The sequence below is a fragment of the Streptomyces sp. NPDC050509 genome, assembly GCF_044457965.1.
Taxonomy (GTDB): domain Bacteria; phylum Actinomycetota; class Actinomycetes; order Streptomycetales; family Streptomycetaceae; genus Streptomyces.
This window is the reverse complement of sequence record NZ_JBITHL010000002.1, coordinates 231,292-255,886: the sequence shown is the minus strand read 5'-3', so window position 1 is coordinate 255,886 and position 24,595 is coordinate 231,292. Positions and strand designations below refer to the sequence as shown.

Genomic DNA, 24,595 nt, shown 5'->3' with positions numbered 1-24,595 from the left:
TACCTCCGGAACGAAACACACACAAACGGGGACGGGAACAGAGCGGACGGAGGGGGACGGCCGCGGGGAGAAGATGATGAGCGGTACGGGGCGCGGCTCAGCCGGACGGGCCCTTGCGGGGCTCGCGTACGGCGCTGAGACAGCGGCTCCGGGCCCGCAGGAACACGTCCTCGGCCTCGGCGGGGTCGCCGGGTCTGCGCGTACGGTACGCCCAGGGCAGCGAGACGTAGTACGGGCCGAGCGCCTCGAACACCCTGGCCGCCTCGCCGAATTGGAGGGCGCCCCACAGGGCGTGCGCGAGGTGGTTGAGGTCGAGCAGGGACGCCTCGGCCAGGACGGCGCGGTCGAACCAGAGGTTCAGGGCCCGCAGCGCGTCTCGGGTGGCGTCCTCGGTGACCCAGTGCAGGTCGAGGGCCTTCTCATGGCCGTTGTCGCGGCGGTAGCGCTCCGTCCTGACGAACAGCGGCATGGCGTGCAGCGGCGAGCCCTCGGGGGCGGAGGAGGCGGCCCACTGGACGAAGTTGACCGCTTCCGAGAGGGAGCCGTCGGTCCGCCGCGCGTACACGAACTGCAGCATGCGGTGGTACGCCTCGCGGTTGTACGGGTCGCGCTTGTCCACCTCGGCGAGCAGGGCCCAGGGTCCGGGGAACAGCATCGGTCCGGGGGGCGGCAGCCGGTGCTCCTCCAGCCGCTGCTTGGTGTCGAGTTGGGCCAGCGCCAGCAGACACACCCAGGGCACCGGATCGTCGGGGGCCAGCCGGGCGGCGGTGCCGCACGCCTCCCACGCCTGCTGCCACAGCTCCTGGGTGCGCGCGTGGCCCTCGCGGTGGGCGCGTACGGCGCGTTCGACCAGGACACGGGTGTGCATGACGGTCGCGGCGACGCTGCCCGGCTCCTCGCTCCGCCACGCCTGTACGGCGTCGGATCCGGCGGCCACGGCGGCCAGCACCTGGGTGCGCTGGGTCCACAGGGGCCAGTCGCTGGTCCCGTCAAGGAGGTTGCGCATCGAGACCCAGCGTCCGGTGCGCAACTCCTGCACGGCCGCGCGCAGCTCGTTGTCGTGGCCTGCCGGGTGGTAGACGGGTCGGAAGTTCACACTCGCCATCAGTGGTGCTCCGTCCGCCGGTTGGGCTCCGTCCGTGCGCGGGGGAACCGGGGGGCGGGCTGGAGGGCGGAAGGGACTAGCACCGGCTCTCCACCCCGGTCCCTGGTGGTCCTGGGACCCGGAGATGGCGGGCGGTGCCGTGGTCCAGGAGACCGCCGAGGAGGCGCCCGGATGAATGGATGGTCGACATAGATCCTCAAGGACAGTGGGGGGTGAAACGTTCCGGCTGGGTCATGCGAAGGCGCGGTCGTCACCACGCCCACCGGCCGGGCGAGCTGATCGAGCACACCCTGCCGCCGCGGCGATCAGTGTAGGGGCCCGGTCCGGTCCTTCGAACACTTTGCTGATCTTTCGCAACTCTCCGTTGATCAAGCGAGGTTACGCCTGTGTCCCACGGGGGCTGTCCCGCTCGCGTGTGACGGTGACGTAACGGGAGCGCCACGGCACAGCCGGTACGGATCGGTCCGCACCGGGAGCGTCCGGTCCCGGTGCGGACCGACTCCCGCTCTGACCTGCACCGCAGTGATCTGTGCCACGCCCGGACCGGGCTCGGCGTCCACCGCTCGGCCGGTGTGTGTCCCGCGGTGCGGACGGGGCGTTCGTCCGCGCAGGGCGAACAGGCCACGCCGTCGGCGTGGAACTGTGACCCAACCGGAATCTATGAAGTGGGCGTCGGGGACGGGAGGGCAACCAGCGGGCCGCCGCTCCCCCCTCCGCTCCCCCGCCGACCTGGGACGACCGTTCCCGGCCCCGGCATTGCAGGCGCACACGACGGCACCTGCCGCCGGTCTACCCACAACGGGCGCGCGGGGGCCGCGTACAGAACGAGGCCGCGTACACAGAGCCGCGTACAGAAAAGGGGCGGCCCCACCGGCGAGGGGGTGCGCCGGTGGGGCCGGGAAGGCTCATGCGGCCGAGGGGGAAGGGCCGTGAGCTTGGCTCGATGATGCGTGTGCCCGCTCCCGCGCCACGTATGCGTCCGACGCGGGCCAGGTTTTCCGGCCCCGGCGTCCGTGCGCCGCTGCGCCCCCTTCCCCGCGCGGTGAACGGTGAGTGACCTCTTCCGGTCCTGCGGCCGAGGGTACGGCGACGCTTCGCCGCCGCGGTGATCCCTGTGCGGAGATGGGTGTCGGACGTTGGAACGTCGTTCACGCGCAGGCCACGCCCGATGTCAAGCATCAAAGGGCAGCCAGGGGGCCGTCCCCCGGCGCGCTCGCTGACGCGCTCGTACTCGGGAGACCGGACCATGACACGCATACGCTCCGCAGTCACCGCCGTCGACCGCCGTTCCTTCCTCACCGCGACCGGAGCCGTCGGTGTGTCGGCGGGGATCGGGCTGGCTCTCGGCGCCGGCGGCAGTTCGGGGGAGGCCTCCGCCGCGTCCTCCGTACCGGGTCCCCGTGGCCCGGTGGCCCCGACAGCCACGGTGGCCCCGGTCCGTACCCCCACCGTGCCCGCCCGTACGACCCTGGACACGGTCGCCGCGCCGCGCGACACGGCCGCGGCCTTCCGCCGGCTCGGCGACGGGCCGGGGTGGCGCCGGGTCGTACGGGAGCAGCTCGCGGCCCCGCGGGCCGGGCGCGCCGGGCGGCGTACCGTCCTCACCTCCTTCGTACAGCTCACCGATCTGCACCTGGTGGACGTCCAGCACCCCGTGCGCACCGAGTACCTGCGCTCGCAGCAGCTCTCGGGGTGGCGCCCGCAGGAGGCGCTGACGGTGCCGGGCGCGGTGGCCCTGATCGAGCAGATCAACGCGCTCAGGAACGGTCCCGCCACGGGGGCGCCGCTCTCCTTCGCCGTGACGACCGGCGACAACACCGACAACAACTCGCACGCGGAACTCGACTGGTTCCTCACGGTGATGAGCGGGGGCCGTATCTCCCCCAACACCGGCGACCCGCGCCGCTACGAGGGGGTGCAGAACTCCGGCGAACGGCTCTTCTGGCACCCCGAGGACGCCCTGCGTGACACCGACAAGCGGCTCGGCTACCCCCGTATCGACGGATTCCTCGACGCCGCGATCGGCTCGGTGAACAGCCCGGGGCTGCGGATCCCGTGGTACTCGACCGCCGGCAACCACGACGGTCTGGCGAGCGGCGCGATGGCCGACCCGAGCGGATACCTCGCGGAGTTCGCCGTCGGAGGGAAGAAGCTGTACGGCGTCCCGGACGCCGAGGCCAAGGAGATGCTGAGGCTGCTCTCCAAGGGCGGCGACCCCTCCGGCGCCAAGCTGATCGATCTGCTGCGCCGTTCGAAGCGGCGGATGCGCACGATCACGCCCGACCCGGGGCGGGCGCCGTTCGGTCCGCGCGACTATCTGAAGGCGCACCTCGATCCGGCGCGCGCCGGTGCCGGTCCGGCCGGGCACGGCTACACGGCGGCGAACCTCGACGGCGACAAGCTGTACTACACGTTCCCGATGGGCGAGAACGTCACCGGGATCAGCCTCGACACCACCGACCGGGGCGGGCACTTCACGGGCTCGCTCAACACCGCCCAGTTCACCTGGCTGAAGCGGACACTCAAGGAGTACAAGGACAGTTACGTCGTGGTGTTCAGCCACCACAACAGTTGGACGATGACCAACACCCACCCCGACCCGGCGCACCCCGGCGAGGCGCGCCACAGCGGCGACGAGGTGCTGGAGCTGCTCGGGCGCAGTCCGCAGGTGCTGGCCTGGGTGAACGGGCACAGCCACCGCAACGCGGTCGCGCCGCGCGACGGCTTCTGGGAGATCTCCACCGCGTCGCACATCGACTTCCCGCAGCTCGCCCGGGTCATCGAGATCGCGGACAACAAGGACGGCACGCTGTCGCTGTTCACCACCCTGATCGAGTCGTCAGCGCCGCACCGCACCGACTTCGGGGATCTCTCGCAGACCGGGCTCGCGGCGCTCTACCGGGAGCTGTCGCACAACGCGCCGGGCTCCACCACGGCTCCGGCGGGCACCTCGACGGACCGCAACACCGAGCTGCTGCTGACCCGCTGACGCCGCTGACACCGCGGGGCCGCCGGTCCCCCGCGCCGGTCGCCGGTCGCCGGTCGCCGGTCAGCCGTCGATCAGGCGCTGGATGGCGGGGGCGTACAGGTCGGCGATCCCCTCCGGGGTGGCGTGGGTGACGGCGCCGGTGCGGTAGAGGCTCTGTACGGCGCCGAGGCCGAGAAGCTGTCCGGCGATCAGCTCGGCGCGCAGCGCGCGGTCACGGCCGGTCAGGAGTGCGGCGAGGCGCCGGGTGATCTGCTGGTCGAAGCGTTCCCGCAGCAGGGTGCGCTCATCATCGTCGCCCAGCGAGAACACCACGCGCAGCAGCAGGTCCCCCTGCTGCTCACGGCGGTTGCGTACCAGCGTCAGGACGAGATGGCGGCCGAGCGTGTCCAGGGGCGCTGCGAGGAGCAGGTCGGCGGCGGGGCCGAAGTCCGCGACCGTGTTGAACAGCCGCTCCTTGGTGCTGAAGTGCTTGACGATCAGGGAAGCGCTGACGCCCGCGTCGGCGGCGATGCCCCGCAGGGTCACCTCCGCGTACGGGCGGAAGGCGAACGCGCGGCGCGCGGCGCGCAGGATCGCGTCCCGGCCCGTCCCGGCGTCGGGGACTGCGGTTGCCGGCGCGTCCGTCGTCCGCCCGTTCATGTGCCCTCCTGGGCCAGCGACTTCGCAGGGTCGCTGCCGACAGTACCGGTGGTCCCCTCCGGCCGGCGCGGCAGACACAGGGTGACGGCCAGCGCGAGCAGCGCGGCGGTACCGGCGAGCACGAAGATCAGCAGATAGGCGCCGAGGGTGGGGGCGGTGCGCCCGCCGGCCTCGAAGGTCATATGGGCCAGTACGGCGGCGACGGCAGCGCTGCAGAAGGCCTGGCCGACCGAGCGCATCAGGGTGTTGAGGCCGTTGGCCGCCCCGGTCTCGCCGACGGGCACCCCGCGCATCACCAGCGCGGGCAGGGCCGAGTAGGCGATCGCGGTGCCCGCGGCGACGACGGTGGCGCCGAGGATGATCGTCCAGAGCCGGTGGCTGGTGAAGAAGCGCACGCCGTAGCCGACGGCGAGGATGCCGGAGGCGAGCGCCAGGGTGGTCCTCGGGCCGTACGTGGCGGAGATCCGCGCGGAGACGGGCGACAGCGCGACCATCGAAAGACCTCCGGGGAGCAGACAGAGTCCGCTGACGACGATCGAGGCGCCGAGGCCGTAGCCGGTGGCCTTCGGTTCCTGCACCATCTGCGCGGTGGACAGGGAGTTGGCGTAGAAGGCGAAGCCGATCAGCAGGGCGGCGATGTTGGTCAGCAGTACGGCGGGGCACGCGGAGACCCGCAGATCGACCATGGGTGAGGTGACACGCAGCTCGTAGCGGCCCCAGACGAGCCCGATCACCACGGCGAGGAGCAGCAGTCCGAGCGTACGGACCGATGTCCAGCCCCAGTCGCCGCCCTGGGTGACCGCCAGCAACAGGCTGACCAGGGCGGCGGACAGGCCGAGCGCGCCCAGGGCGTCGAACCGGCCGTGCGAGCGGCGCGGCGATTCCGGTACGCAGAGCAGTACGAGCGCGATGTCGAGGAGCCCGAGCGCGGCGGACGCCCAGAACATGGTGTGCCAGTCGTAGTGCTCGACGACCAGTGCGGCGACGGGCAGGCCGACGGCCGCGCCGATGCCCAGGGTCGAACTCATCAGCGCGACGGAGGACAGGATGCGCTCGGGCGCCAGTTCGTCGCGCATGATGCTGATGCCCAGCGGTACGACGGCGAGCGCGGCGCCCTGGAGGGCCCGTCCCGCGATCAGTACGCCGATGTGGGAGCTGACGGCGCAGAGCACGGACCCGGCGGCGAGCACGCCGAGGGAGGCGATGAGGACGCGGCGCTTGCCGTACATGTCGCCGGCCCGTCCGAGTACGGGGGTGCAGATGGCGCCGGTGAGCAGCGTGACGGTGACGAGCCAGCTCGCGGCGGTCGGGGTGGCGCCGGTGAGCGCGGGGATGTGCGGGAGCAGGGGAACGACGAGGGTCTGCATGACGGCGACGACCACCCCGCAGAACGCCAGGACGGCGACGAGGAACCGGGGGTGCGGGGCCTCCGCGGCCGGCTCGGTGGGCGGATCGGCCGGGGGCTCTGCGGGGTCGGTCACGGGTATCGCTTCGGACATCTCGCTCCGTACGGTGGGAGACCGGCAGGGGTGCACAAGCGTTCACCCCCAGGGTAAACATATGTGCACCCCCCTGCGGCACCGGAGACGTACGGGCGGTCCCCTCGTCCTGCCTGCGGGTGACACAATCCGACCCGGCACACTGTCCTCGGCGGCCGGGGACCCGGTGCCCGCCCGTCGATCGCTCGACGACCACTCGACGACCGCTCGAAACGACCGCCGTGGGAGGCACGATGGCGCTCCAGATCAGCGCGACCAATCCGGAGCAGCCGGCCGTACTCCTGGACCTGCCCTGGAACATCCCGCTCGACCAGTGGCCCGACGCCTGCCTGGTCGCGCTCCCGCGCGGCATCTCGCGCCATGTGGTCCGCTTCGCGTCGGCGGGCCCCGAGGTCGTGGCGGTCAAGGAGATATCCGAGCGGGGCGCGGTGCGCGAGTTCGGGCTGCTGCGCGATCTGCACCGGCTCGGCATCCCGGCCGTGGACCCGGTGGCGGTGGTGACCGGCCGGGTGGACGCGGACGGCGCGCCGCTGGAGCCGACGCTGATCACCCGCCACCTCAAGGGCTCGCTGCCCTACCGCTCGATGTTCGAGTCGACGATGCGCCCGAGCACGGTCAAGCGGCTGATGGACGCGCTCGCCGTGCTGCTCGTACGACTGCATCTCGCCGGGTTCGCCTGGGGCGACTGCTCGCTGTCCAACGCGCTCTTCCGGCGGGACGCCGGGGCGTACGCCGCCTACCTGGTCGACGCCGAGACCGGTCAGCTCCAGCAGAACCTCAGCCGGGGCCAGCGCGAGTACGACATCGAGCTGGCCCGGGTCAACATCGCCGGCGAGCTGATGGACCTGGAGGCTTCGGGCGCGCTGCACCCCTCGGTCGACCCCGTGCCGTTCGGTACGGCGATCGTGCGGCGGTACGAGGACCTGTGGCACGAGGTGACACGCGAGTCGGTGTATCCGGTGGACAAGCGCCACTACATCGACCGGCGGATCCGCCGCCTCAACGATCTCGGGTTCGACGTCGCGGAGATGCAGATCGAGCGCTCCCCGCAGGGCGACACCGTCACGTTCCTGCCGAAGGTCGTGGACGCGGGCCACCACCAGCGCCAGCTCCTGCGGCTGACCGGTCTCGACGCCGAGGAGAACCAGGCGCGGCGGCTGCTCAACGACCTGGAGAGCTGGATGGCGGGCGAGGACGACTACGCCCCGGGCGATCCGCTGGGGGCCAGGCCCGAGGTGCTGGCGCACCGCTGGGTGCGTGACGTGTTCCGGCCGACGGTACGGGCCGTACCGCGGGAGCTGCGCGGCGAGATGGACGCGGCGCAGATCTACCACGAGGTGCTGGAGCACCGCTGGTACCTGTCGGAGGCGGCCGGGCGCGACGTCGGTCTGGAGGCGACGATCGAGGACTATCTCGCGCATGTGCTGCCCCACGCGGTGGCCGCGATGACCCCGCCGGTGACGGATCCGTCGGTCGACCTGTCCCCTTGAGTCCCGCGCGCCGACCTGTCCCCTTGAGTCCCGCGCACCGTCCCTGTCCCCTTGAGTCCCGCGCGCGGTCACTGAAGGGCGCGCACCACCGCCCTGAAGAGCGCCGGGGCCCGCGCCGCCGCGGGGACCAGCAGCCGGGCGCCCGCAGGACGGCCCGCGACCCGCAGCAGCCCCTCCGTCAGCAGCCGGTGGCGGCGGGTCAGCGCGCGCCACTGCCCCTCGTACGCCTGGGGCCGCCCCGCCCGCAGACAGCGCACCGCCGCCCGGGCCGACGCCAGCGCGAGCGCGATGCCCTCGCCGGTGAGGGCGTCGACATAGCCGGCCGCGTCCCCCACGAGCAGCACCCGCCCCGCCGACCTGTGGCGTACGCGGCGGCGCAGCGGGCCGGCGCCGCGTACGGCTCCGGCGGGCGCGCCCGCGAGCCGGGCCCGCAGGTCGGGGAAGGCGGCGAGATGGTCGTCGTAACCGCGCCTCACCGTGCTCAGCACGGCCACCCCCACCAGATCACCGGCCACCGGTGTCACATACGCCTCGCCGTCCTCGCCCGTCGCCGACCAGTGCACCTCGACGAAGTCCGTCCACGGCGCGACGCGGTAGTGGCGCCGCTGCCCGTAGCGCCGGGGCCCCCGTCCCGGCAGCTCCAGGCCGAGGCGGCTGCGTACCGGTGAGTGCAGCCCGTCCGCGGCCACCAGCCAGCGCGCCCGCAGCCCGCCCGCCGTCACCCCGTCGGCGCTCTGCTCGATGTCCCCGACCCGGCCGGTGACGGTCCGTACGCCGGTCTCCTCGGCCCGCCGCGCGAGCGCCGCGTGCAGGGCGGTGCGGCGTACGCCGAGGCCGGGGCCCGCGTCGAAGGCGGCCTCCGCGCGGTGCGCGCCGTGGACGTACCGGATCCCGCGCAGGGCGTGGCCGCCCGGCCCTTCGAGGCCCAGCTCCGCCAGCGCGCGCACCCCGGCGGGCATCACGCCCTCGCCGCACGCCTTGTCGACCGGGGTGGGGCGCGGTTCGATCACCACCGTCTCCAGACCGGCCAGGGCGGCGTGCACGGCGGTGGCGAGTCCGGCCGGTCCGCCGCCGGCCACCAGCAGGTCGATCACGGCAGGGCCCCGGCCTCGGCCATCCGCAGGGCGCCGTTCTCGCACCGTATCCGGACCGCCAGCAGACCGGCGTTGAGCACGGTGAACACCAGCGCGGTCAGCCAGGCGCCGTGCACCAGGGGCAGCGCGACGCCTTCGGCCACGACCGCCACGTAGTTGGGGTGGCGCAGCAGCCGGTACGGGCCGCCCGTCACCAGGGGCAGCCCCGGCACGACCAGGACACGGGTGTTCCAGCGTGGTCCCAGGGTGCGGACGCACCACCAGCGCAGCGCCTGCGCGGCGATCACGACCGCGAGCATCGTCCAGCCGAGCACGGGCGTGAACGGCCGGTCCGCGAGCGCCACTTCGGCGAGGCAGCCGAGCAGCAGGCCGGTGTGGAGGACGACCATGGACGGATAGTGTCCGCGCCCCCGCTCGACGGCGCCGTGCGCCAGGCTCCAGCGGGCGTTGCGGCGGGCGACGGCCAGTTCGGCGACGCGCTCCGCGCCGACGGCCAGGACGAGCACGGTGTACCAGATCATCTCTTCCCCTGCCTCTCTGTCCTCGTGGCACCGCGGCTACCAGCGGAGCAGGACCAGCTCGGAGCAGAATCCGGGCCCCATCGCGAGCAGCAGCCCCGCCGTACCGGCCGGTGGCGGGCGCTGCTCCAGGGTGTCGCGCAGGACGTGCAGGACCGAGGACGAGGACAGGTTGCCCACGGCGGCCAGCGAGCGCCAGGTGAGGTCGAGGGCCCCGGGCGGCAGGGCGAGGACCTCCTCGATCGCCTCCAGGACCTTCGGCCCGCCGGGGTGGCACACCCAGGCGGTGATGTCCTCGCGCCCCAGCCCGTGGCCGGCGAGGAAGCCGTCCACGTCCTCGGCGAGATTCTTGCGTACGACGTCCGGAACGCTGGCGTCCAGGACGATCCGGAAGCCGGAGCCGGTGATGTCCCAGCCCATCACATGTTCCGTGCCCGGGTAGAGATGGCTGCGGGTGGAGACGACGGCGGGGCCCGTGGCGCGGCGCCGGGCGCCGCAGGCGACGACGGCCGCCGCGCCGTCGCCGAAGAGCCCGGAGGCGACGAGGTTGGCCGTGGAGGGGTCGTCCCGCTGGAAGGTGAGGGAGCACAGCTCGACCGAGAGGAGCACGGCGACATCGTCGGGGTGGCCCAGCAGGTAATCGTGCAGCCGGGCGATCCCGGCCGCTCCCGCGACACAGCCGAGGCCGAACACCGGCACCCTCTTGACGTCGGGGCGCAGCCCGAGCCGCCCCACCAGACGCGCGTCCACGGAGGGCGCGGCGATGCCGGTGACGGACGTGAACATCAGCAGGTCGACATCGCGCGGGGAGAACCCCGCGGCGTCCAGCGCGCCGGTGACCGCCTCGGCGCCCAGCGGGACGGCCGTCTCGATGAAGACGTCGTTGACCGCGCCGAAGTCCTGGAGGGCGCCGTACCGGTCGAGCGGCAGGGCCGTATGACGTGTGGTCACGCGGGCGCCGCGGTGCAGCCGGTCGAGCACTCGGCGGTCGGCCCCCGCGGGCAGACAGCTCCTGGCGACGGTGTCCGTGAGGTCGTGCTGGCTGTGCTGATGGGGAGCCAGGGCTCCGTGGACGGCTGCGATGCGGGTCATCTGCGGTCCGGGGTCGGAGGGCGACTGACGTGCAATCCCTGCCCCCGCACCGCCGCGCCACACGCGAAGTCGCCTGTACGGCCCCCCGGTGGCGGGACGGGCGGCCCTACGATGGGCCCGTGGACGTGACGGACGAATCGGGCATCGTGGTCGGTGGCCCGCTCGGCGGGGTGCCGGGGCGGTGGCCGCGCTCCGCGGGCGCGCTGCTGAGGGCGTGTCACCCGGGGCCGACGGCCGTGGTGACGCTGCTGGTGGCCGGGCTCGCGGTGGCCGCGGGGCAGGACGGTCCCGGCTGCGTCCTCGCGACCGTCGCCGTGCTGACGGGGCAGCTCTCCATCGGCTGGAGCAACGACGCGGTCGACGCGGTACGGGACGGCGCGGCGGGACGGCGTGCCAAGCCCGTGGCGGGCGGGGCGGTGACCGCGCGCACCGTACGAGGCGCGGCGCTGGTCGCGCTGGCCCTGTGCGTACCGCTCTCGCTGCTGTACGGGGCGCTCGCCGGAGTGGTGCATCTGGTGGGCGTGGCGGCGGGCTGGGCGTACAACCTGGGGATGAAGGCGACCGCGGCGTCCTGGCTGCCGTACGCGATCGGGTTCGCCTCGCTGCCCGCCTTCGTGACGCTCGGTCTGCCGGGGCGACCGCCGCCCGCCTGGTGGGTGGTGGCCGCTGCGGCGCTGGTGGGGGTCGGGGCGCATCTCGGCAATGTCCTGCCGGACATCGCGGACGACCTGGCGGCGGGGGTGCGCGGCTGGCCGCAGCGGCTGGGCCCGGCGGCCGTACGGCTGCTGCTGCCGGCCCCGCTGGTGGCGGCCACGGCGCTGCTGGCGCTGGGCGGTCCCGGCGCGGCGGGGGCGCTCGCCCTGGCGGTGGCGCTGGTCGCGGCGGCCGGCGGGGCGCTGCTGGGGCGTCACCGGCCGAGGGCGCCGTTCCTGGCGGCCGTGCTCGTCGCGGGGGTCGATGTGGCGCTGCTGCTGTGGCGGGGGACGGCGCTCGCCTGAAGTGCCGTCCCCCGCTCCCCCGCCCGCGTGTCAGGCGGAGCCGAGCCGGGCGCCGAGGAAGGCGAGCGTACGGTCCCACGCCCGCCCGGCCGCCTCGGCGTGGTACGCCTCGGGGCGGCCGTCGTTGAAGAAGGCGTGGCCGGCCCCCTCGTAGACGTGGAAGACCGGGACGATGCCGGACTGCGCCTCGATGGTCTCCTTCAGCTCGTCGAGTGTGTCCACCGGCACGCTGTCGTCCCGCTCGCCGTAGTGGCCGAGGATCTCCGCCTTGAGCCCGGAGAAGTCCGGCACGCCGTCCTTGTTGACGCCGTAGAACGGCACGGCGGCGGAGACGCGCGGGTCCGCGGCGGCGAGGCCGAGGACGAAGCCGCCGCCCATGCAGAAGCCGACGGTGCCGACGGTGCCGCCCTCCGTCTCGGGGCGCTCCAGCAGGTAGCCGACCGCTCCGGAGAGCAGTTCGACGCCCCGCGTGGTGGGCAGTTCGATCATCATCCGCAGGGCTTCGTCGGAGTCGTGGGCGACCTGGCCGCCGTACAGGTCGGGGGCGAGCGCGACATAGCCGGCCTGCGCGAAGCGGTCGGCGATGTCCTTGATGTGGGCGGTCAGCCCCCACCACTCCTGGATGACGATGATGCCGGGGCCGTGTCCGGCGGGCGGTACGGCGAGATAGCCGTACGCGGTGGTCCCGGCGCTCGGGAAGGAGACGTTCTGGAGGGTCGGCTCGGTCGGCATGACGGTGCTCCCAGCGGGCTGTAGGTCGGTGGTGTCGGGTTCGGTCGGTGGTACCGGGTTCGGTCCGTGGTCGGCGGGCGCGTCACTCCGGGGCGGCGGTGGCAGGCGGGTCGGGTCGGTGACAGGGGGATCGTAGGGAAGCGGGCGGAGCCGAGTCCGCGCGGCGCTCCGGCGGGGTCAGTGGCCCGTTCCGGTGAGAAAGGCCCGTGCGTCGTGGAGTTCCGCCGCTCCGACGGCGTGGCCCAGCGCCGGATAGACGCGCTCGGTCAGCTCCGCGCCGGACTTCTCGCGCAGCCACTGTCCGGTTCGGGTCACGAGGTCGGCGGGGATGACCGTGTCGGCGTCGTCGCGCCCCCAGAAGACCCGGACGCCGTCGAACCGTCCCGGCTCCTCGGGCAGTCCGGCGTCCCAGGGCAGGGTGCCGGAGAGCAGGACCGCCGAGGCGAACCGCGCGGGCTCGGCGAGCAGCAGTCCGCCCGCCATGGCCATGCCCCCGGAGAAGCCGAGCAGCGAGACGGAGCGGTGCCGGGCGGCGACGGTGGAGAGCCAGTCGAGGAGCAGAGCGGTGCCGGCCGCCAGGGACGCGGCGACGGGCCGTCCGATCCCCCGGTTGGCGAACCAGGCGTAGCCGCCGCCCTCGGCGATCGGGGCGCGGACGAAGGCGATGGTGGTGTCCTCGGGGAGGTACGGGGCGATCTCGGCGAAGGTCCGCTCGTCCGAGCCGCGGCCGTGCAGCGCCACGAGCAGCGGTGTGCCCTCGCGGTCGGCCTCCGCCCGTGACCAGGAGACGACCAGGGGGGAGTGGTCTGTGTGGGGCATGGTGGCGCTACTTCCCTCTTCCGTGTGCGGGCCGCGGCCGGTCCGGGGACGCGTCCCGAGGACGCGCGACGCGCCGCCGTCGCATCCGTACGCACCCTACGCCCCACCATTATTGAATCTTCAATCAGCACGGGCGGGCGCGTCCGGCGGCGCACGTCCGGCGCACCCGGGCGCGGCGTGAGCCCGTATCTCCGCCACACCCGGGCGCGCGTGAGCCTGTGCCTTCGCAAGGGGGCGAAGACCGTCGGGGCCCCGGCCCCGCCACCGCCCGGCAACCACCGCGCGCCACGGCTTCACGGGCGCAACTCAATCCCCCGGTCAGGTGAACGCACCCCTCCCGGGTGATTCGAACGCGGGCCGACGGCCGGACACGCCCGGCCCCCGCGGGTTCACCCTCCCCCGCTCGAAACTCCGTCCGACGATTCGCCCTGCGTACCCCGTTACACCGCCTTGATCAGGTCAGTTGTCCGGGCGCGCGCATCCGTTGCCGTCACTTCAGGAGGACACATGTTCCCCGTTCCCCTTCCCTCCGGCTCCCCCGCCGGGTCCGCCGCGTTCGAGTACGGCCGCCGGGCTCTCCGCGGCGCCGTACACCCGGTTGACGCCGAGGGCGGTGTGGCCGTATGAGCCCCCGCCGCTTCGGCCCCAAGCCGTACGTCCAGAACTCCCCGCCGGAACAACTGCTCTTCGGCGGCCGGCTCAAGGGCTCCTGGGGGTGGACCACCCATGAGGGGGCGCGGCTGCGGACCTCGTTCCTGACGATCCTGCGGCAGATCCCCCGGCTCATCGGCCACACCGTCGCCCTGGCCTGGCGCGCCGACCGCCCCGCGCTGATCGTGGTGGCGCTCGCCCAGCTCGGCCAGGCGCTGGCGACCGTCTTCGGACTGCTGGCCGCCAACCGGGTCCTGGTCAGTCTCTTCGCCGTGGGCCCGACCGCCGACCGGATCGGCGCGGCGCTGCCCTCGCTGCTCTGGGTGGGCGGCGCCGGCGCGCTCGCGGCCACCCTGCGCGCGGTCTCCTTCGGCGGCACCGGCCGGCTGGAGCCGAAGGTCGAGCGGCTCGCCGCGCTGACCATGCTGACGCCGGTGATCCGGGTCGAGATGGAGCATCTCGAACAGCCGGACTTCCACAAGATCCTCGACTCCGGGCAGCACGGCCAGATCGCCGCGCGCCGGCTGATCCAGCACACCCTGGGCATCGTCGACTCCCTGATGGCGCTGATCGCGGTCAGCGGGGTCCTCGCGGTGCTGCATCCGGTGCTGCTGCCCCTGCTGGTCGCCGTCGTCGTACCCAAGGCGTGGGGCACGGTCAGGGCGGCCCGCCGTGCCTACGAGTCGATCCAGGTCTGGATCGAGCACGTACGGCAGCAGAGCGAGCTGCGGCGGCTGATGATCTCCCAGAAGGCCGGTCCCGAACTGCGTGTGCACGGCGCGGGGCCCTTCCTGCTGGAGCAGTTCGACCGGATGGGCGTCGAGGCGGCCGAGGAGCAGACCCGGCTCGCGCAGCGCGAGGCGGGCACGGATCTGGGTACCTCGGCGCTCTCCGGGCTGACCGCGGCGGCGACGTACGGCTTACTGGCCTGGCTGCTCACCCACGGCCACATGCCGCTCGCCTCGGGCGCGACGGCGGCCCTCGCGCTCTCCAACGGCACGGCGGGGCTGCGCCGGATGGTCACCCACATCCATCAGCTCTACGAGCAGTCGCTGTTCATGACCGATCTGATCAAGGCGGGGGACGAGGCCCGGCTCCGGGCCATCCCCTCGGGCGGCGTCCCGGTGCCGGGGGCGCCCGCGCTGATCGAGTTCGACCAGGTCTCCTTCACCTATCCGGGTCGTCAGGCCCCGGCCCTGGACTCCGTGTCCCTGACGATCCGCCGGGGTCAGACGGTCGCGCTCGTCGGGGTCAACGGCAGCGGCAAGACCACCCTCAGCAAGCTCCTGGCCGGTCTCTACCTGCCGTCGCGGGGGCAGATCCGCTGGGACGGCACCGATGTGCGTGAACTCGACCGGGACCAGCTCTTCGACCAGGTGGCGCTGGTGCTCCAGGACTATCAGCGGTGGCCGTTCACGGCGCGCGCCAATGTCGCCATCAGCCGGCCCTCCGAGATCCACGACCCCGAACGGCTGGAGACGGCCGCGGACCTGGCGGACGCGCACACCGTGGTCGGCGAGCTGCCGCGCGGCTGGGACACCTTGTGCGAGAAGGGGTACGAGGGCGGGGTGGACCTGTCGGGCGGGCAGTGGCAGCGGCTGGCGCTGGCCCGCGCGTACTACCGGCGGGCCGCCCTCCTGATCTGCGACGAACCGACCAGCAGCATGGATCCGGCGGCCGAGATCGCCGCGTTCCAGCAGATCCGGCGGCTCGCGGGCGGCGGGCAGACGGTCATCCTCGTCACGCACCGGCTGCACAGCGTGCGGTCCGCGGACCTGATCTGTGTGCTGGACCGGGGCCGGCTGGTGGAGTGCGGCGACTTCGCCACGCTGATGGGCCGGGACCACGAGGGCCCCGGGGTCTTCCGGGAGTTGTTCTCGCTCCAGTCGGAGCAGTACCGGACGGGCGTGGAGACGGACATGGAGACCGGCATGGAGACGGCCGTACCGGCACAGAACCGGGCACACGGCGGTACGGAATGAACCGGCTCGCCCGTACGGGCACGTCACGGCCCGGCCGGACGTTGACGGAGTGTTCTGTGTGACACCTGAGGAGAGATGAACGAATGGCCCTGTGGGACCGGTTCAAGGAATCCGCCGCGACGATGCAGACGCAGCTCATGGCGAAGAAGAACGATCTCAAGAGCGGCTCCTTCCGCGACGCGAGCATGGCCATGTGCGCCCTGGTCGCCGCCGCCGACGGCTCCGTCGACCCGTCGGAGCGGCAGCGGGTCGCCGCGCTGATCGCCTCCAACGAGGTGCTTCAGAACTTCCCGGCGGAGGACCTTCAGCGGCGCTTCGACGGCTATCTGAACCAGCTCACCGCCGACTTCGCGTTCGGTAAGGTCAACGTCCTCCAGGAGGTCGCCAAGGCCAAGAAGAAGCCCGCCGAGGCGCGGGCCGTCGTCCAGATCGGCATCGTCATCGGCGGCGCCGACGGCGACTTCGACGCGACGGAGCGGGCCATGGTCCGCGAGGCGTGCTTCGCGCTGGACCTGCCGCCGCACGAGTTCGACCTCTGAGACCACCCGGTTCCGAGTACGGAGGGGCGGGGCGGTGGTCGGCCACCGCCCCGCCCCTCCGCTTCCCCCAGGGGCTACTTCCCGTGACGCTCCACGGGATCCTTCTCGAAGGCCCAGGCCATCTCCGGCTCCAGGGCGAAGCGGAAGAGCCGCTGGACCGGCCGCGTGCAGAGCAGGGTGACGACGGCTCCGGCGAAGAGCGTCACGAAGACCGCGCCCTGCGGGGTGTGCAGCCACTCCGCGCCGTACCAGCCCCAGGTGCCCGCGGCCTGGGCGAGGAAGCCGTGCAGCAGATAGCCGCAGAGCGTGCCCGCGCCCAGCGCCGTGAACCACATGCGCCGGCCCGGGATCCAGGCGTAGAAGCAGGCGGTCAGCACGAGCGAGCAGCCGAACAGGGCGAACGTCATCAGGACGCCGACCCACCACGGGGAGCCCAGTTCCTGCGCGCTGTCGCGGTGGAAGAACCACCCCATGTTCATCCGGGTGACGGCCCAGTACGCGAAGACCACGGTCAGCACGGCGACCGGAACGGCCAGGATCCGCGCCTCGCGCCGGCGTACGAGCTGGAAGTGCTCGGGCTTGAGCCGCAGTCCGAGCACGAAGAACGGCAGGAACTGAAGGACCCGCTGGAGGTCGAAGTCGTCACCGATGTTCGGTGAGGTGGTCGCGAGGGCCGCGATGCACAGCGCGACCGGGACGGGCCAGCGGACCAGCCGCCAGATCGGCGCCGTGATCCGCCAGACGAACAGGGCGAGCAGGAACCAGGTCAGGTACCACGGGTCGAGCAGGCTGATCGGCATCGACGGGTCGTCCGCGGCCCACCGGTGGAAGAGGCTGTACGCGATCTCGAACACGATGTACGGCACGGCGACGCCGGTGATCAGACGGCGCACCCGGTCGGGGCGGAAGTCGAAACTGCGGGAGAAATAGCCGGAGATGATGATGAACGCCGGCATGTGGAAGCTGTAGAGGACGATGTAGAGCGCCGACACCGCCCGGCTGTCGTCCCGCAGCGGCTCCCACGCGTGTCCCATGGCGACGAGGACGATCGCCAGGTACTTCGCATTGTCGAAGAACGCGTCGCGTTTCCTGGCCGGTTGAGGCGGCGCCGCCGATGCCGCCTCCGCGTCCGGCGGGGAGTGTACGTCCTGTGTCTGACCTGTGAGTTGTTCGGTTGTCTGTGTCACATCGCCTCCCGGAGGGAACCCGGGGCGGCGCGCACGCCTCTTGGCAAGTTCGTGGGGGGAAAGTGCGGAGCAAACATCAGGGCACCCTAACGAGGCACCCCGCCGTCTCTCCAATCGGGTGGCGCCGGGCGGCACGCGACCGGAGAGCGGCGGGAGACGTCAGACGTCCACGAGTGCCGCCGCGAGCTGCTCGATCCGGGTTCGCCACGCGGCGAGCGCGCCCTCCGTGTCCCACCCCGCGGGCCCGGTCTGGGTGAGGACGAGGCGGGCGCCGTGTCCTGTGCCCTCGCCCAGCTCCCAGGTCACCGAGGAGTGCGGCTCGACGGCGTACGTCAGCGACCGGGGCGCCCGCACCTCCGTGACCGGGCCCGCCGGGGCCGTACCGGCGGTGAAGCCCTCGGGGACGGGCAGCCCGGCCACCGGCTCGATCCCGGCCGAGAGCACTTCCCAGACCGTCTCGGCCGGCCGGACGAGCTGCCGCTCGAAGCGGACCCGCCACCCCTCGGAGCCGTCGGGGCCGACGGGCTCGGCCGTCCCCCGGTCGAGCCCGAACCGGCCGATGTACGACTCGTGGAGGGCGCCCCTGTCCCGGTCGGTGCCGCCCGGGGCGCCGTCGAGGAACCGGGCGAGGGCGCCGACGCAGAGGTGCCAGCCGGAGGCGAAGCTCGCCGCGCCCGGCCGGTCGCCGAAGGTGTGGACGAGCGTGAGGAGCGAGCCTTCGCCGTCCGGGGTGACGGTCCAGCTCAGATGGTCCGTGCCCCAGGTGAAGGCGAAGAGGCGGGGCTCCTCGACGTCCGTGACCGTGCCGGTCATCCCCGGGTCGCCGGGCGCGGCGCCGGGGAAATGGAAGCCCATCGCGCCGCCCGGGGTGAGGTCCACCGTGACCTCGGAGGGGAACCACCGGCGCAGCGCGGCGGGATCGGTGAGCGCGGCCCAGACCTTCTCCGGGGGGTGCGGGAGCCTGCGCTCCATCCGCAGTGCGCTGCGGCCGTCTGCCGTGGTCAGCGTGGAGTCGTGCGGGGTCGTGTTCATGAGGGGTCGTCCTCCATCGCGTCGAGATGCCGTTCGAGCGCGTCGAACGCGCCGGACCACAGATGCCGGTAGTGGGCGAGCCAGGCGTCGAGCTCCGCGAGAGGCTCGGGCCGCAGCTCGTACCAGCGGCGCTGGGCTTCCTGCCTGACCCGGACGAGTCCGGCCTCGCGGAGCGCGCGCAGATGCTTCGAGGTGCCCGGCTGGCTCAGCCCGAGGCGCTCCGTGAGCTGGCCCACCGTGTACGGGCGCTCCAGGAGGAGGTCGAGGATCTTCCGGCGGTTCGGCTCGGCGAGGACATCGAACGGTATGGGCATGAGCCCCAATATACCTCATCAGGCATATAGCCTCACGGTTATGTACGGGTGGGTCGCACACGGTCCCGGATTCTGTCCGGAACCACATGGTGACAACCAGTCAACACAGCGCGCATAGTTGGAAGTTCGGGTATGAGAGCCATAGAAGGGGCAGCCCCCGCGGCAAGGGAGAACGGCCTCACGGATCCGCCCGGGCGCTCCACCCGCGCACGCCCCCCACAGCACCGCCCCGGCACCATCCTCAGCACCGCCCCAGCACTGCGGCCCAGGCCACCCGGCTCCACAGAACGGCGCAAGGAGAGCGGCCGTGCATGACGAATTCCTGTGCCATGTCACCGCGTACGGCGTATGCGGCGGACAGCGTATCGGCGTTCCTCTGGGCACCTATCGCGCCCCCACTCTGGCACTTGCACTGTGGTGGTTGCGGGATCGCGCGACATGGATCGCGGAGAGACTCGATCCCAGCCCCGAGAGCCATCACTTTCCGGCCGAGGCGCTCGCGCCGGTGGGCCGGGGGGTGCCGGACGTACCGACCGCGCTCCGCGCCTGGCGCGACGACGTGGCGCACCAGGACATGATCGCGGAGCATCTCGCCGCGGGCCGGCTGATCCGCGTGGCCACCCGCGACGACACGACGGAGTACGAACTGCTCGCCGAGTCGGTCGACGCGCTGCGCATGGACCGGGCGCTGCCCACGCTCGGCGCGCGGGCCCCGGGACCGGAGAGACCGGCGCACCGCGAGCCCGCGCTCCGCTCCCCGTATCCGGCGGCGCTGCACGAGTACCGGGCGCCCGGCGGGTCGCCGGGCGACACCCTGCAACTGGGGAGACTGCTCGGCTGAGCCCCTGACGGCGGGAGGGCCGGCGGGAGGATCGGCGCGGGCCGGTCAGCGCCCGGGGATCTCCCCCTGGGCGATCTCGATGTGCGTGTGCAGGTCGTCCGCCGCCCCTACCGCCGTGGCCCCGGACACCGCGAGACAGACCAGCAGCGCGCCGGCGACGAGGCGGCCGGCCGGGGCCGGGCCCGCCCCGCCGGTCCTGGCGGGGCCGAGCAGCGCGGCGACCCGCCGGGGCACCGGGCCCGCGGCGGCGGCCAGGGCGGCGCGCGGTCTGGTTGCTCCGGGGGCCGGCGCGCCACGGGTGGCCAGGGCGGCGCGGCCGATGGCGCGGGCCGCTAGCCGCCGGTCACCCACGGCCGCCGCGGCGGCCTCGTCCGCGGTGCGCTCCAGCGCGTAGCCGAGCGGTTCGCGCAGGGCCCGCAGGGCCGGGTGCCAGAGGGCGGCCAGCTCGACGGCCTGGAGGAGGACATGGTGACGGCCGCGCAGGTGCGCGCGTTCGTGGGCGAACAGTGCCTCGCGCTCGGCCGGTTCCAGGGCGCGCAGCATTCCGGTGGTCACGACGATCCGGCCGGGGCGGCCGGGCAGCGCGTACGCGTCGGGCAGCTCGTCCCGCAGCACCGCCAGCTCCGCGCCCCCGTCGCCCGCGGCGGCCCTGGCCCGGCGCAGCTCGGCGCGGCCCCGGCGGATCGCGGCGCCGAGGACGGCCGTACGCCACAGCAGCAGGCCGGTGGCGGCCGAGGCGAGCGCGACGGTCACGGCCGGCGGCCCCTCGGCCAGGGGGCGGACCAGGTCGCCGAGGACGGCCACGGCGGGGAGGTACGTCGAGCCGGGGACGACGAGCAGCGCCAGGGCGGCCGTACTGCTCGCGGCCAGGACGAGCGCGGCGACGGTGAGCAGCCAGGCGGCGTGGCGGGGGGCGAGGAGCGCCGCGGCCCGGCGGGCGGCGGGCACCGCGAGGAAGGGCATCAGCAGGGGTACCCAGGTGAAGGCGATCACGCGGCGCCGCCGTCCAGGAGGGAGCGCAGCAGTCGCTCGTCCTCGTCGTTGAGCTGGGAGACGAACCGGGCCAGGACCGCGCCGCGGTCCTCGTCCTTCGCCAGCTCGGAGTGCATCCTGCGGGCGGTGAGTCCGGGGGCGTCCTCGGTCGGGGAGTACGCGTAGCCGCGCCCGGCCCTGACGCGGGTGACGCTGCCCTTCTCGTACAGCCGCGACAGGATGGTGGTCACGGTGGTACGGGCGAGCGACCCGCCGAGCTCCTTCTGGACCCTGCCCGGCGTGAGCGGCCCGTCCGCGGCCCACAGCGCCGCCAGCACACCGGCCTCCAGCTCGCCCGCCGGACGCCGCTCCGGGCTCTCCTCGCCCATGGGAACGCTCCTCCCACTTCTTTCGTCTACAGTGAAGTAGACCGTCTACAGATCTGTAGTCAATCAGATCGTCATGCAGGACATCCCTGCCCACCATTATGGGAGCAGCCCCTCTATGGCCGTATCCGCGCTCGCGACGATGCCGCAGGCCGTGAACCTCCTCGACGCGGGATCCCTGCTCTCCGCGTTCGGCGCCCTCGGCATCGCCGTCGTCCTCTTCGCCGAGACCGGCCTTCTGGTCGGCTTCTTCCTCCCCGGCGACTCGCTCCTGTTCACCGCAGGACTGCTCAGCGTCCCGGGCGCGAACGGCTCCGCGCACCTCGCGCTGGGGCAGGTGCTCGTCGCCTCCGTCGCCGGAGCGCTGATCGGCGCGCAGACCGGCTTCTGGATCGGCCGGCGCGGTGGCCGGGCCCTGCTCGCGCGCAGCCGGGCCCGCAAGCTGCACGAGGCGGCGGCCCGCGCCGAGGAACTGCTCGACCGGTACGGCCATGCGAAGGCCATCGTGCTGGCCCGCTTCGTCCCCGTCGTACGGACCGTGCTCAACCCGCTCGCCGGCGCGCTGAACGTGTCCGCCCGGGTCTTCACCCTCTGGCAGATCGCCGGCGGCGCGTTCTGGACCGTCGGGCTCGTCCTCGCCGGGTACGCCCTCGGCTCGTCCGTGCCGAACGTCGACCGCTATCTGCTGCCCCTCGTGGCGCTCGTGGTGCTGGTCTCCCTGATCCCGGTGGCCCTGGAGGTACGGCGCTCCCGCCGGACGGCCGGGGAAGGGACGCCCGCGAGCGGCACGCCGGAAGAGGGGCCGCGGTGATGACACCCGCCTCCTCGTCCCTCCCCCGCGGCGACCGCTGGTTCGACGACGGGCTGTACACCTCCGTCAACGAGCTGGCCCACCGCTCCCCCGGCTGGCTGGACACCGCGGTCTCCCTCTGGTCGACGTACGGCCTCGTCCTGCTCGGCGCCCTGCTGATGGCCGCGTGGTGGCGCGCCCGTCCGGTGGATCCGGCGCGCGCGGCCCTGGCGCTGGCCGCGCCCCTGGTCGTCCTCGCGGCCTTCGTCGTCAGTACGGCGCTCAAGGCGCTGCTGCGGGAGCAGCGCCCCTGCCAGACCCTGCGCACGGTCACCGTCGAGGCGTGTCCCGCCGTGGGTGACTGGTCGCTGCCCAGCAACCACGCCGTACTGGCGGCGGCGGTCGCCACCACGCTGCTGTTCACGGACCGCCGGCTCGCCGCGCTCGCCGTACCCGCGGCCGTGGCGATGGCGGCCTCCCGGGTCTGGGTCGGGGCCCACTATCCGCATGACGTGGTGCTCGGGCTGGTCGTGGGGGCAGCCGTGGCCGGGGCCCTGATGACAGGGGCGCGCCGCGCCGCCGCGCCGGTGGCCGAGCGGCTGCACACCACGCGGCTGCGTCCGCCGGTGGCGAAGCGGTGAGCGGACCGGCGACGGTGGACCGGCGGACCCGGTGGCGGCCGCCGCCGATCGTCGTCGTCGTGCTCTGCGGCGCGGCCTTCGCCCTGCTGACCGTGGCCGTGGCCGGCCGGCACGGCGCACCGTTCCCGGTGGACCGGAGCGCGCTCGACTGGTCGGTGCACCACCGCCCGCCGCTGGTGAAGGCCCTGGCCAGGGCGGTCACCGCGAGCGGCACCGGGCCCCTCCCCTATCTGGGCGCCGTGGTCGCCGGGGTGCTCGCCGGGAGCGGCACCCGGCGGCGGCTGTACGGGGCGGCGGGCGCGCTGCTGTTCCTGCTCGCGGGGCAGGCCGTACGGTACGGCCTCATGCGGACGATCGCCCGCCCCCGGCCCCCGGTGGAGGACTGGGCCACGCACGCGTCCGGCTACGCCTACCCCTCCGGGCACACCACGACATCGGCGCTGGTGGCGGGGGTGCTGATCTGGGGCGTGGCCCGCGCGAGCCGGCGTGGCGCCCGCGCGGGCGGCCGGGCCGCCGGGTGGCTGCCCACGGCGTATGCGCTCATGGTGCTCCTCGGCTGCTGGGCCGTGGCCGTGGGGCTCAGCAGGATCTTTCTGGGGGTGCACTGGGCGACCGATGTGCTCGGGGGCTGGCTGTTCGCCGGTGCCTGGCTCGGCCTCGGGGCGACCCTGGTCAGGCGGCGGCGCCCCGGGCCCTGACGAGCGGCGCGCCGCCGGCCGATGAGTCCTGGGGACCGGTGGTGTCTACCCCTACGACGGGAGCGAAGCGTGCGAGGGAAGGACAGGACCATGTTCGGCAGCAGCAAGGCGTTCAGCGGGTTCGCCGTCGACGACATCGACGCGGCGCGGCGCTTCTACGGCGAGACGCTGGGGCTGGCGGTCACCGAGGAGTACGGCATGCTCCACCTGGGGCTGGCCGGCGGCGCGACCGTGCTCGTCTACCCCAAGCCGGGCCACACCCCGGCGACGTTCACGATCCTCAACTTCCCGGTGGACGACATCGACGCGGCGGTCGCCGAACTCACCGGCCGGGGCGTGCGCTTCGAGCGCTACCCCGGGATGGACACGGACGACCAGGGCGTCTTCCGGGGCGGCGGCCCGTACATCGCGTGGTTCACGGACCCGGCGGGGAACATCCTCTCCGTCCTCCAGGAACGCTGATCGCACGGAGGGGTGATCCCACGGAGCGGTGAGCCCGCCGCGGGCTCAGAGCTTGAGGTGCATGATGTGCAGGCCGACATAGCCCTCCGTGGGGTGGCGGAACCCCTCGGGGAGCGTGCCGAGGATCTCGAAGCCGAGCGACCGGTACAGCTTCACCGCGTACGTGTTGGTCTCGACGACGGCGTTGAACTGCAGGGCGCGGAAGCCGGCCGCGCGGGCCCAGTCGATGGAATATGTGCAGAGCGCCCGGCCCACGCCGCGCCCCGCCCGCGCCGGGTCGACCATGTAGCTGGCGCCGGCTATGTGCGAGCCGTTGCCGAGGTGGTTGACGTTCATCTTCGCCGTGCCCAGGACCGTACCGGCGTCGTCCACGGCCACGACGGAACGGTTCGGCGCCACCTGCAGCCACCAGTCGCGGCCGTCGGTCTCGCTGAGCCCGGTCGGATAGGTGAAGGTCTCGCCGGCCGCGACGATCTTGTGGAAGAACGGCCAGATGGCGGGCCAGTCCTCGGTGGTGGCTTCCCTGATCAACATGGGGACAGGATGCCGGTACGACCCGGGCGTCCACCAGTACTTTTTCGCACGGGCGTCGGCGGTTCGCACCGCTGATCCGGCGCTGGTCCTGGAAATCTGGGGTACGCGGGAGCCGGGCGGCGTGCGCCGCACCCACTCAGCGGGCCGGCGGACGAAGAGGCGGGACGGACATGTTCGAAGCGGAAGACATCCGGGAGTGGCGGGGCCACGACGTGGTGGACACCGGGAAGCGGAAGATCGGCTCCCTGGAGGCGGTCTACGTCGACACGGCGACGGACACCCCCTCGTTCGCCACGGTCACCATCGGACTGCCGACCAAGCGGCGACTGGTCTTCGTACCGCTGGCCGGGGCCACGGTCGGACCGGGATATCTGAAGGTCCCGTGGGACAGGAAGCTGGCCAAGGAAGCCCCCTCGATCGACACGGACGGCGAACTGCTCGCGGAGAACGAGCCGGAGATCTTCGCCCACTACGGACTTCCGTACAGCACCGGCGCGAGCGGCGAGCGCAGGCTCGGCCGCCGCTGAGGAGCCATCCGGGGGCCGTCGGCGCCGCGCCGCGCCCCCGCGCCCGGAACCGGGGTAGGGACGT

At 73.2% G+C, this 24,595-nt stretch carries 24 protein-coding genes and 1 pseudogene; 11 read left to right on the top strand and 14 right to left on the bottom strand.

The genetic code is table 11. The features are described from left to right. Positions 1-97: 97 nt before the first annotated feature. Positions 98-1,105 carry a hypothetical protein gene (locus ACIBJC_RS06400; RefSeq protein WP_399288730.1) on the bottom strand — a complete coding sequence of 336 codons (1,008 nt, stop codon included), beginning with the start codon at positions 1,103-1,105 and terminating at the stop codon, positions 98-100. Between the two features lie 1,246 nt (positions 1,106-2,351). Here ACIBJC_RS06400 and ACIBJC_RS06395 point away from each other — a divergent pair. Continuing rightward, positions 2,352-4,094, top strand: coding sequence for a TIGR03767 family metallophosphoesterase (locus tag ACIBJC_RS06395; protein WP_399288727.1), 1,743 nt, complete (start codon positions 2,352-2,354; stop codon positions 4,092-4,094). A gap of 60 nt (positions 4,095-4,154) precedes the next feature. On the opposite strand, the gene ACIBJC_RS06390 is transcribed toward ACIBJC_RS06395, so the two are convergent. Further along, positions 4,155-4,733, bottom strand: a complete 579-nt coding sequence (locus tag ACIBJC_RS06390; RefSeq protein WP_399288725.1) for a TetR family transcriptional regulator — start codon at positions 4,731-4,733, stop codon at positions 4,155-4,157. Next, entirely contained in the window at positions 4,730-6,232 is a 1,503-nt protein-coding gene (locus ACIBJC_RS06385) for an MFS transporter (RefSeq protein WP_399288722.1), read from the bottom strand. The genes ACIBJC_RS06390 and ACIBJC_RS06385 overlap by 4 nt, the downstream gene beginning before the upstream one ends. Before the next feature lie 233 nt (positions 6,233-6,465). On the opposite strand from ACIBJC_RS06385, the gene ACIBJC_RS06380 reads away from it, so the two are divergent. Next, positions 6,466-7,722 (top strand): DUF4032 domain-containing protein, encoded by a 1,257-nt coding sequence (locus tag ACIBJC_RS06380; RefSeq protein ID WP_399288719.1) that lies wholly within the window; start codon positions 6,466-6,468, stop codon positions 7,720-7,722. 68 nt (positions 7,723-7,790) lie between these two features. Here ACIBJC_RS06380 and ACIBJC_RS06375 read toward each other — a convergent pair whose 3' ends face one another. From ACIBJC_RS06375 to ACIBJC_RS06365, 3 genes are read right to left on the bottom strand one after another with little or no spacing between them, the layout of a single operon-like run. Continuing rightward, positions 7,791-8,816 (bottom strand): NAD(P)/FAD-dependent oxidoreductase, encoded by a 1,026-nt coding sequence (locus ACIBJC_RS06375; protein WP_399288716.1) that lies wholly within the window; start codon positions 8,814-8,816, stop codon positions 7,791-7,793. Next, positions 8,813-9,337: an isoprenylcysteine carboxyl methyltransferase family protein gene (locus ACIBJC_RS06370; RefSeq protein WP_399288714.1), complete on the bottom strand. Its 525-nt coding sequence runs from the start codon at positions 9,335-9,337 to the stop codon at positions 8,813-8,815. Before ACIBJC_RS06370 ends, ACIBJC_RS06375 begins: the two co-directional genes overlap by 4 nt. 36 nt (positions 9,338-9,373) lie before the next feature. Next, a complete protein-coding gene (locus ACIBJC_RS06365; RefSeq protein ID WP_399288712.1) occupies positions 9,374-10,426 on the bottom strand; it encodes a type III polyketide synthase in 1,053 nt (350 codons plus the stop codon). A 119-nt stretch (positions 10,427-10,545) separates the two neighbouring features. On the opposite strand from ACIBJC_RS06365, the gene ACIBJC_RS06360 reads away from it, so the two are divergent. Then, positions 10,546-11,424, top strand: a complete 879-nt coding sequence (locus tag ACIBJC_RS06360) for a UbiA family prenyltransferase (RefSeq protein ID WP_399288709.1) — start codon at positions 10,546-10,548, stop codon at positions 11,422-11,424. Positions 11,425-11,454: 30 nt separating this feature from the next. Here ACIBJC_RS06360 and ACIBJC_RS06355 read toward each other — a convergent pair whose 3' ends face one another. Together ACIBJC_RS06355 and ACIBJC_RS06350 are read right to left on the bottom strand one after the other, a co-directional pair. Next, on the bottom strand, positions 11,455-12,156 hold the full coding sequence (locus ACIBJC_RS06355) for a dienelactone hydrolase family protein (protein ID WP_399288706.1): 702 nt from the start codon (positions 12,154-12,156) through the stop codon (positions 11,455-11,457). A 177-nt stretch (positions 12,157-12,333) separates the two neighbouring features. Further along, positions 12,334-12,975, bottom strand: coding sequence for an alpha/beta hydrolase (locus ACIBJC_RS06350; protein ID WP_399288703.1), 642 nt, complete (start codon positions 12,973-12,975; stop codon positions 12,334-12,336). A 623-nt stretch (positions 12,976-13,598) separates the two neighbouring features. Here ACIBJC_RS06350 and ACIBJC_RS06345 point away from each other — a divergent pair. Further along, positions 13,599-15,608, top strand: coding sequence for an ABC transporter ATP-binding protein (locus ACIBJC_RS06345; RefSeq protein WP_399288700.1), 2,010 nt, complete (start codon positions 13,599-13,601; stop codon positions 15,606-15,608). Positions 15,609-15,691: 83 nt separating this feature from the next. Beyond that, positions 15,692-16,147 carry a tellurite resistance TerB family protein gene (locus ACIBJC_RS06340; RefSeq protein WP_329825814.1) on the top strand — a complete coding sequence of 152 codons (456 nt, stop codon included), beginning with the start codon at positions 15,692-15,694 and terminating at the stop codon, positions 16,145-16,147. Between the two features lie 74 nt (positions 16,148-16,221). On the opposite strand, the gene ACIBJC_RS06335 is transcribed toward ACIBJC_RS06340, so the two are convergent. The 3 genes from ACIBJC_RS06335 to ACIBJC_RS06325 all read right to left on the bottom strand — a co-directional run bounded on the left by ACIBJC_RS06335 (position 16,222) and on the right by ACIBJC_RS06325 (position 18,680). Beyond that, positions 16,222-17,334, bottom strand: coding sequence for an acyltransferase family protein (locus ACIBJC_RS06335; RefSeq protein ID WP_399288696.1), 1,113 nt, complete (start codon positions 17,332-17,334; stop codon positions 16,222-16,224). 159 nt (positions 17,335-17,493) lie between these two features. Next, positions 17,494-18,366 (bottom strand): SRPBCC family protein, encoded by an 873-nt coding sequence (locus tag ACIBJC_RS06330; protein ID WP_399288693.1) that lies wholly within the window; start codon positions 18,364-18,366, stop codon positions 17,494-17,496. Continuing rightward, positions 18,363-18,680, bottom strand: a complete 318-nt coding sequence (locus ACIBJC_RS06325; RefSeq protein ID WP_329825811.1) for a metalloregulator ArsR/SmtB family transcription factor — start codon at positions 18,678-18,680, stop codon at positions 18,363-18,365. Before ACIBJC_RS06325 ends, ACIBJC_RS06330 begins: the two co-directional genes overlap by 4 nt. Positions 18,681-18,987: 307 nt before the next feature. On the opposite strand from ACIBJC_RS06325, the pseudogene ACIBJC_RS06320 reads away from it, so the two are divergent. Beyond that, positions 18,988-19,380: pseudogene (locus tag ACIBJC_RS06320) on the top strand (hypothetical protein); the annotation flags it as partial. A gap of 186 nt (positions 19,381-19,566) precedes the next feature. Here the strand turns inward: ACIBJC_RS06320 and ACIBJC_RS06315 are convergent. Together ACIBJC_RS06315 and ACIBJC_RS06310 are read right to left on the bottom strand one after the other, a co-directional pair. Next, positions 19,567-20,514, bottom strand: a complete 948-nt coding sequence (locus tag ACIBJC_RS06315) for a M56 family metallopeptidase (RefSeq protein ID WP_399288690.1) — start codon at positions 20,512-20,514, stop codon at positions 19,567-19,569. After that, positions 20,511-20,882, bottom strand: a complete 372-nt coding sequence (locus ACIBJC_RS06310) for a BlaI/MecI/CopY family transcriptional regulator (protein ID WP_329825809.1) — start codon at positions 20,880-20,882, stop codon at positions 20,511-20,513. The genes ACIBJC_RS06315 and ACIBJC_RS06310 overlap by 4 nt, the downstream gene beginning before the upstream one ends. Positions 20,883-20,997: 115 nt before the next feature. Between ACIBJC_RS06310 and ACIBJC_RS06305 the strand changes: the two genes are divergently transcribed. The 4 genes from ACIBJC_RS06305 to ACIBJC_RS06290 all read left to right on the top strand — a co-directional run bounded on the left by ACIBJC_RS06305 (position 20,998) and on the right by ACIBJC_RS06290 (position 23,470). Continuing rightward, the gene (locus tag ACIBJC_RS06305; RefSeq protein WP_399288687.1) at positions 20,998-21,690 is read left to right on the top strand and encodes a DedA family protein; all 693 of its coding nucleotides are present in this window, start codon (positions 20,998-21,000) and stop codon (positions 21,688-21,690) included. Further along, entirely contained in the window at positions 21,690-22,310 is a 621-nt protein-coding gene (locus ACIBJC_RS06300; protein WP_399288684.1) for a phosphatase PAP2 family protein, read from the top strand. The genes ACIBJC_RS06305 and ACIBJC_RS06300 overlap by 1 nt, the downstream gene beginning before the upstream one ends. Then, positions 22,307-23,008 (top strand): phosphatase PAP2 family protein, encoded by a 702-nt coding sequence (locus tag ACIBJC_RS06295; protein WP_399288680.1) that lies wholly within the window; start codon positions 22,307-22,309, stop codon positions 23,006-23,008. Before ACIBJC_RS06300 ends, ACIBJC_RS06295 begins: the two co-directional genes overlap by 4 nt. Positions 23,009-23,098: 90 nt before the next feature. Beyond that, on the top strand, positions 23,099-23,470 hold the full coding sequence (locus tag ACIBJC_RS06290) for a VOC family protein (protein ID WP_399288677.1): 372 nt from the start codon (positions 23,099-23,101) through the stop codon (positions 23,468-23,470). A gap of 45 nt (positions 23,471-23,515) precedes the next feature. Here the strand turns inward: ACIBJC_RS06290 and ACIBJC_RS06285 are convergent, their stop codons facing one another. After that, entirely contained in the window at positions 23,516-24,004 is a 489-nt protein-coding gene (locus tag ACIBJC_RS06285) for a GNAT family N-acetyltransferase (protein ID WP_399288674.1), read from the bottom strand. 170 nt (positions 24,005-24,174) lie between these two features. Here ACIBJC_RS06285 and ACIBJC_RS06280 point away from each other — a divergent pair, with 170 nt between their 5' ends. Continuing rightward, positions 24,175-24,531 carry a PRC-barrel domain-containing protein gene (locus ACIBJC_RS06280; protein WP_399288671.1) on the top strand — a complete coding sequence of 119 codons (357 nt, stop codon included), beginning with the start codon at positions 24,175-24,177 and terminating at the stop codon, positions 24,529-24,531. Positions 24,532-24,595: the final 64 nt, after the last annotated feature.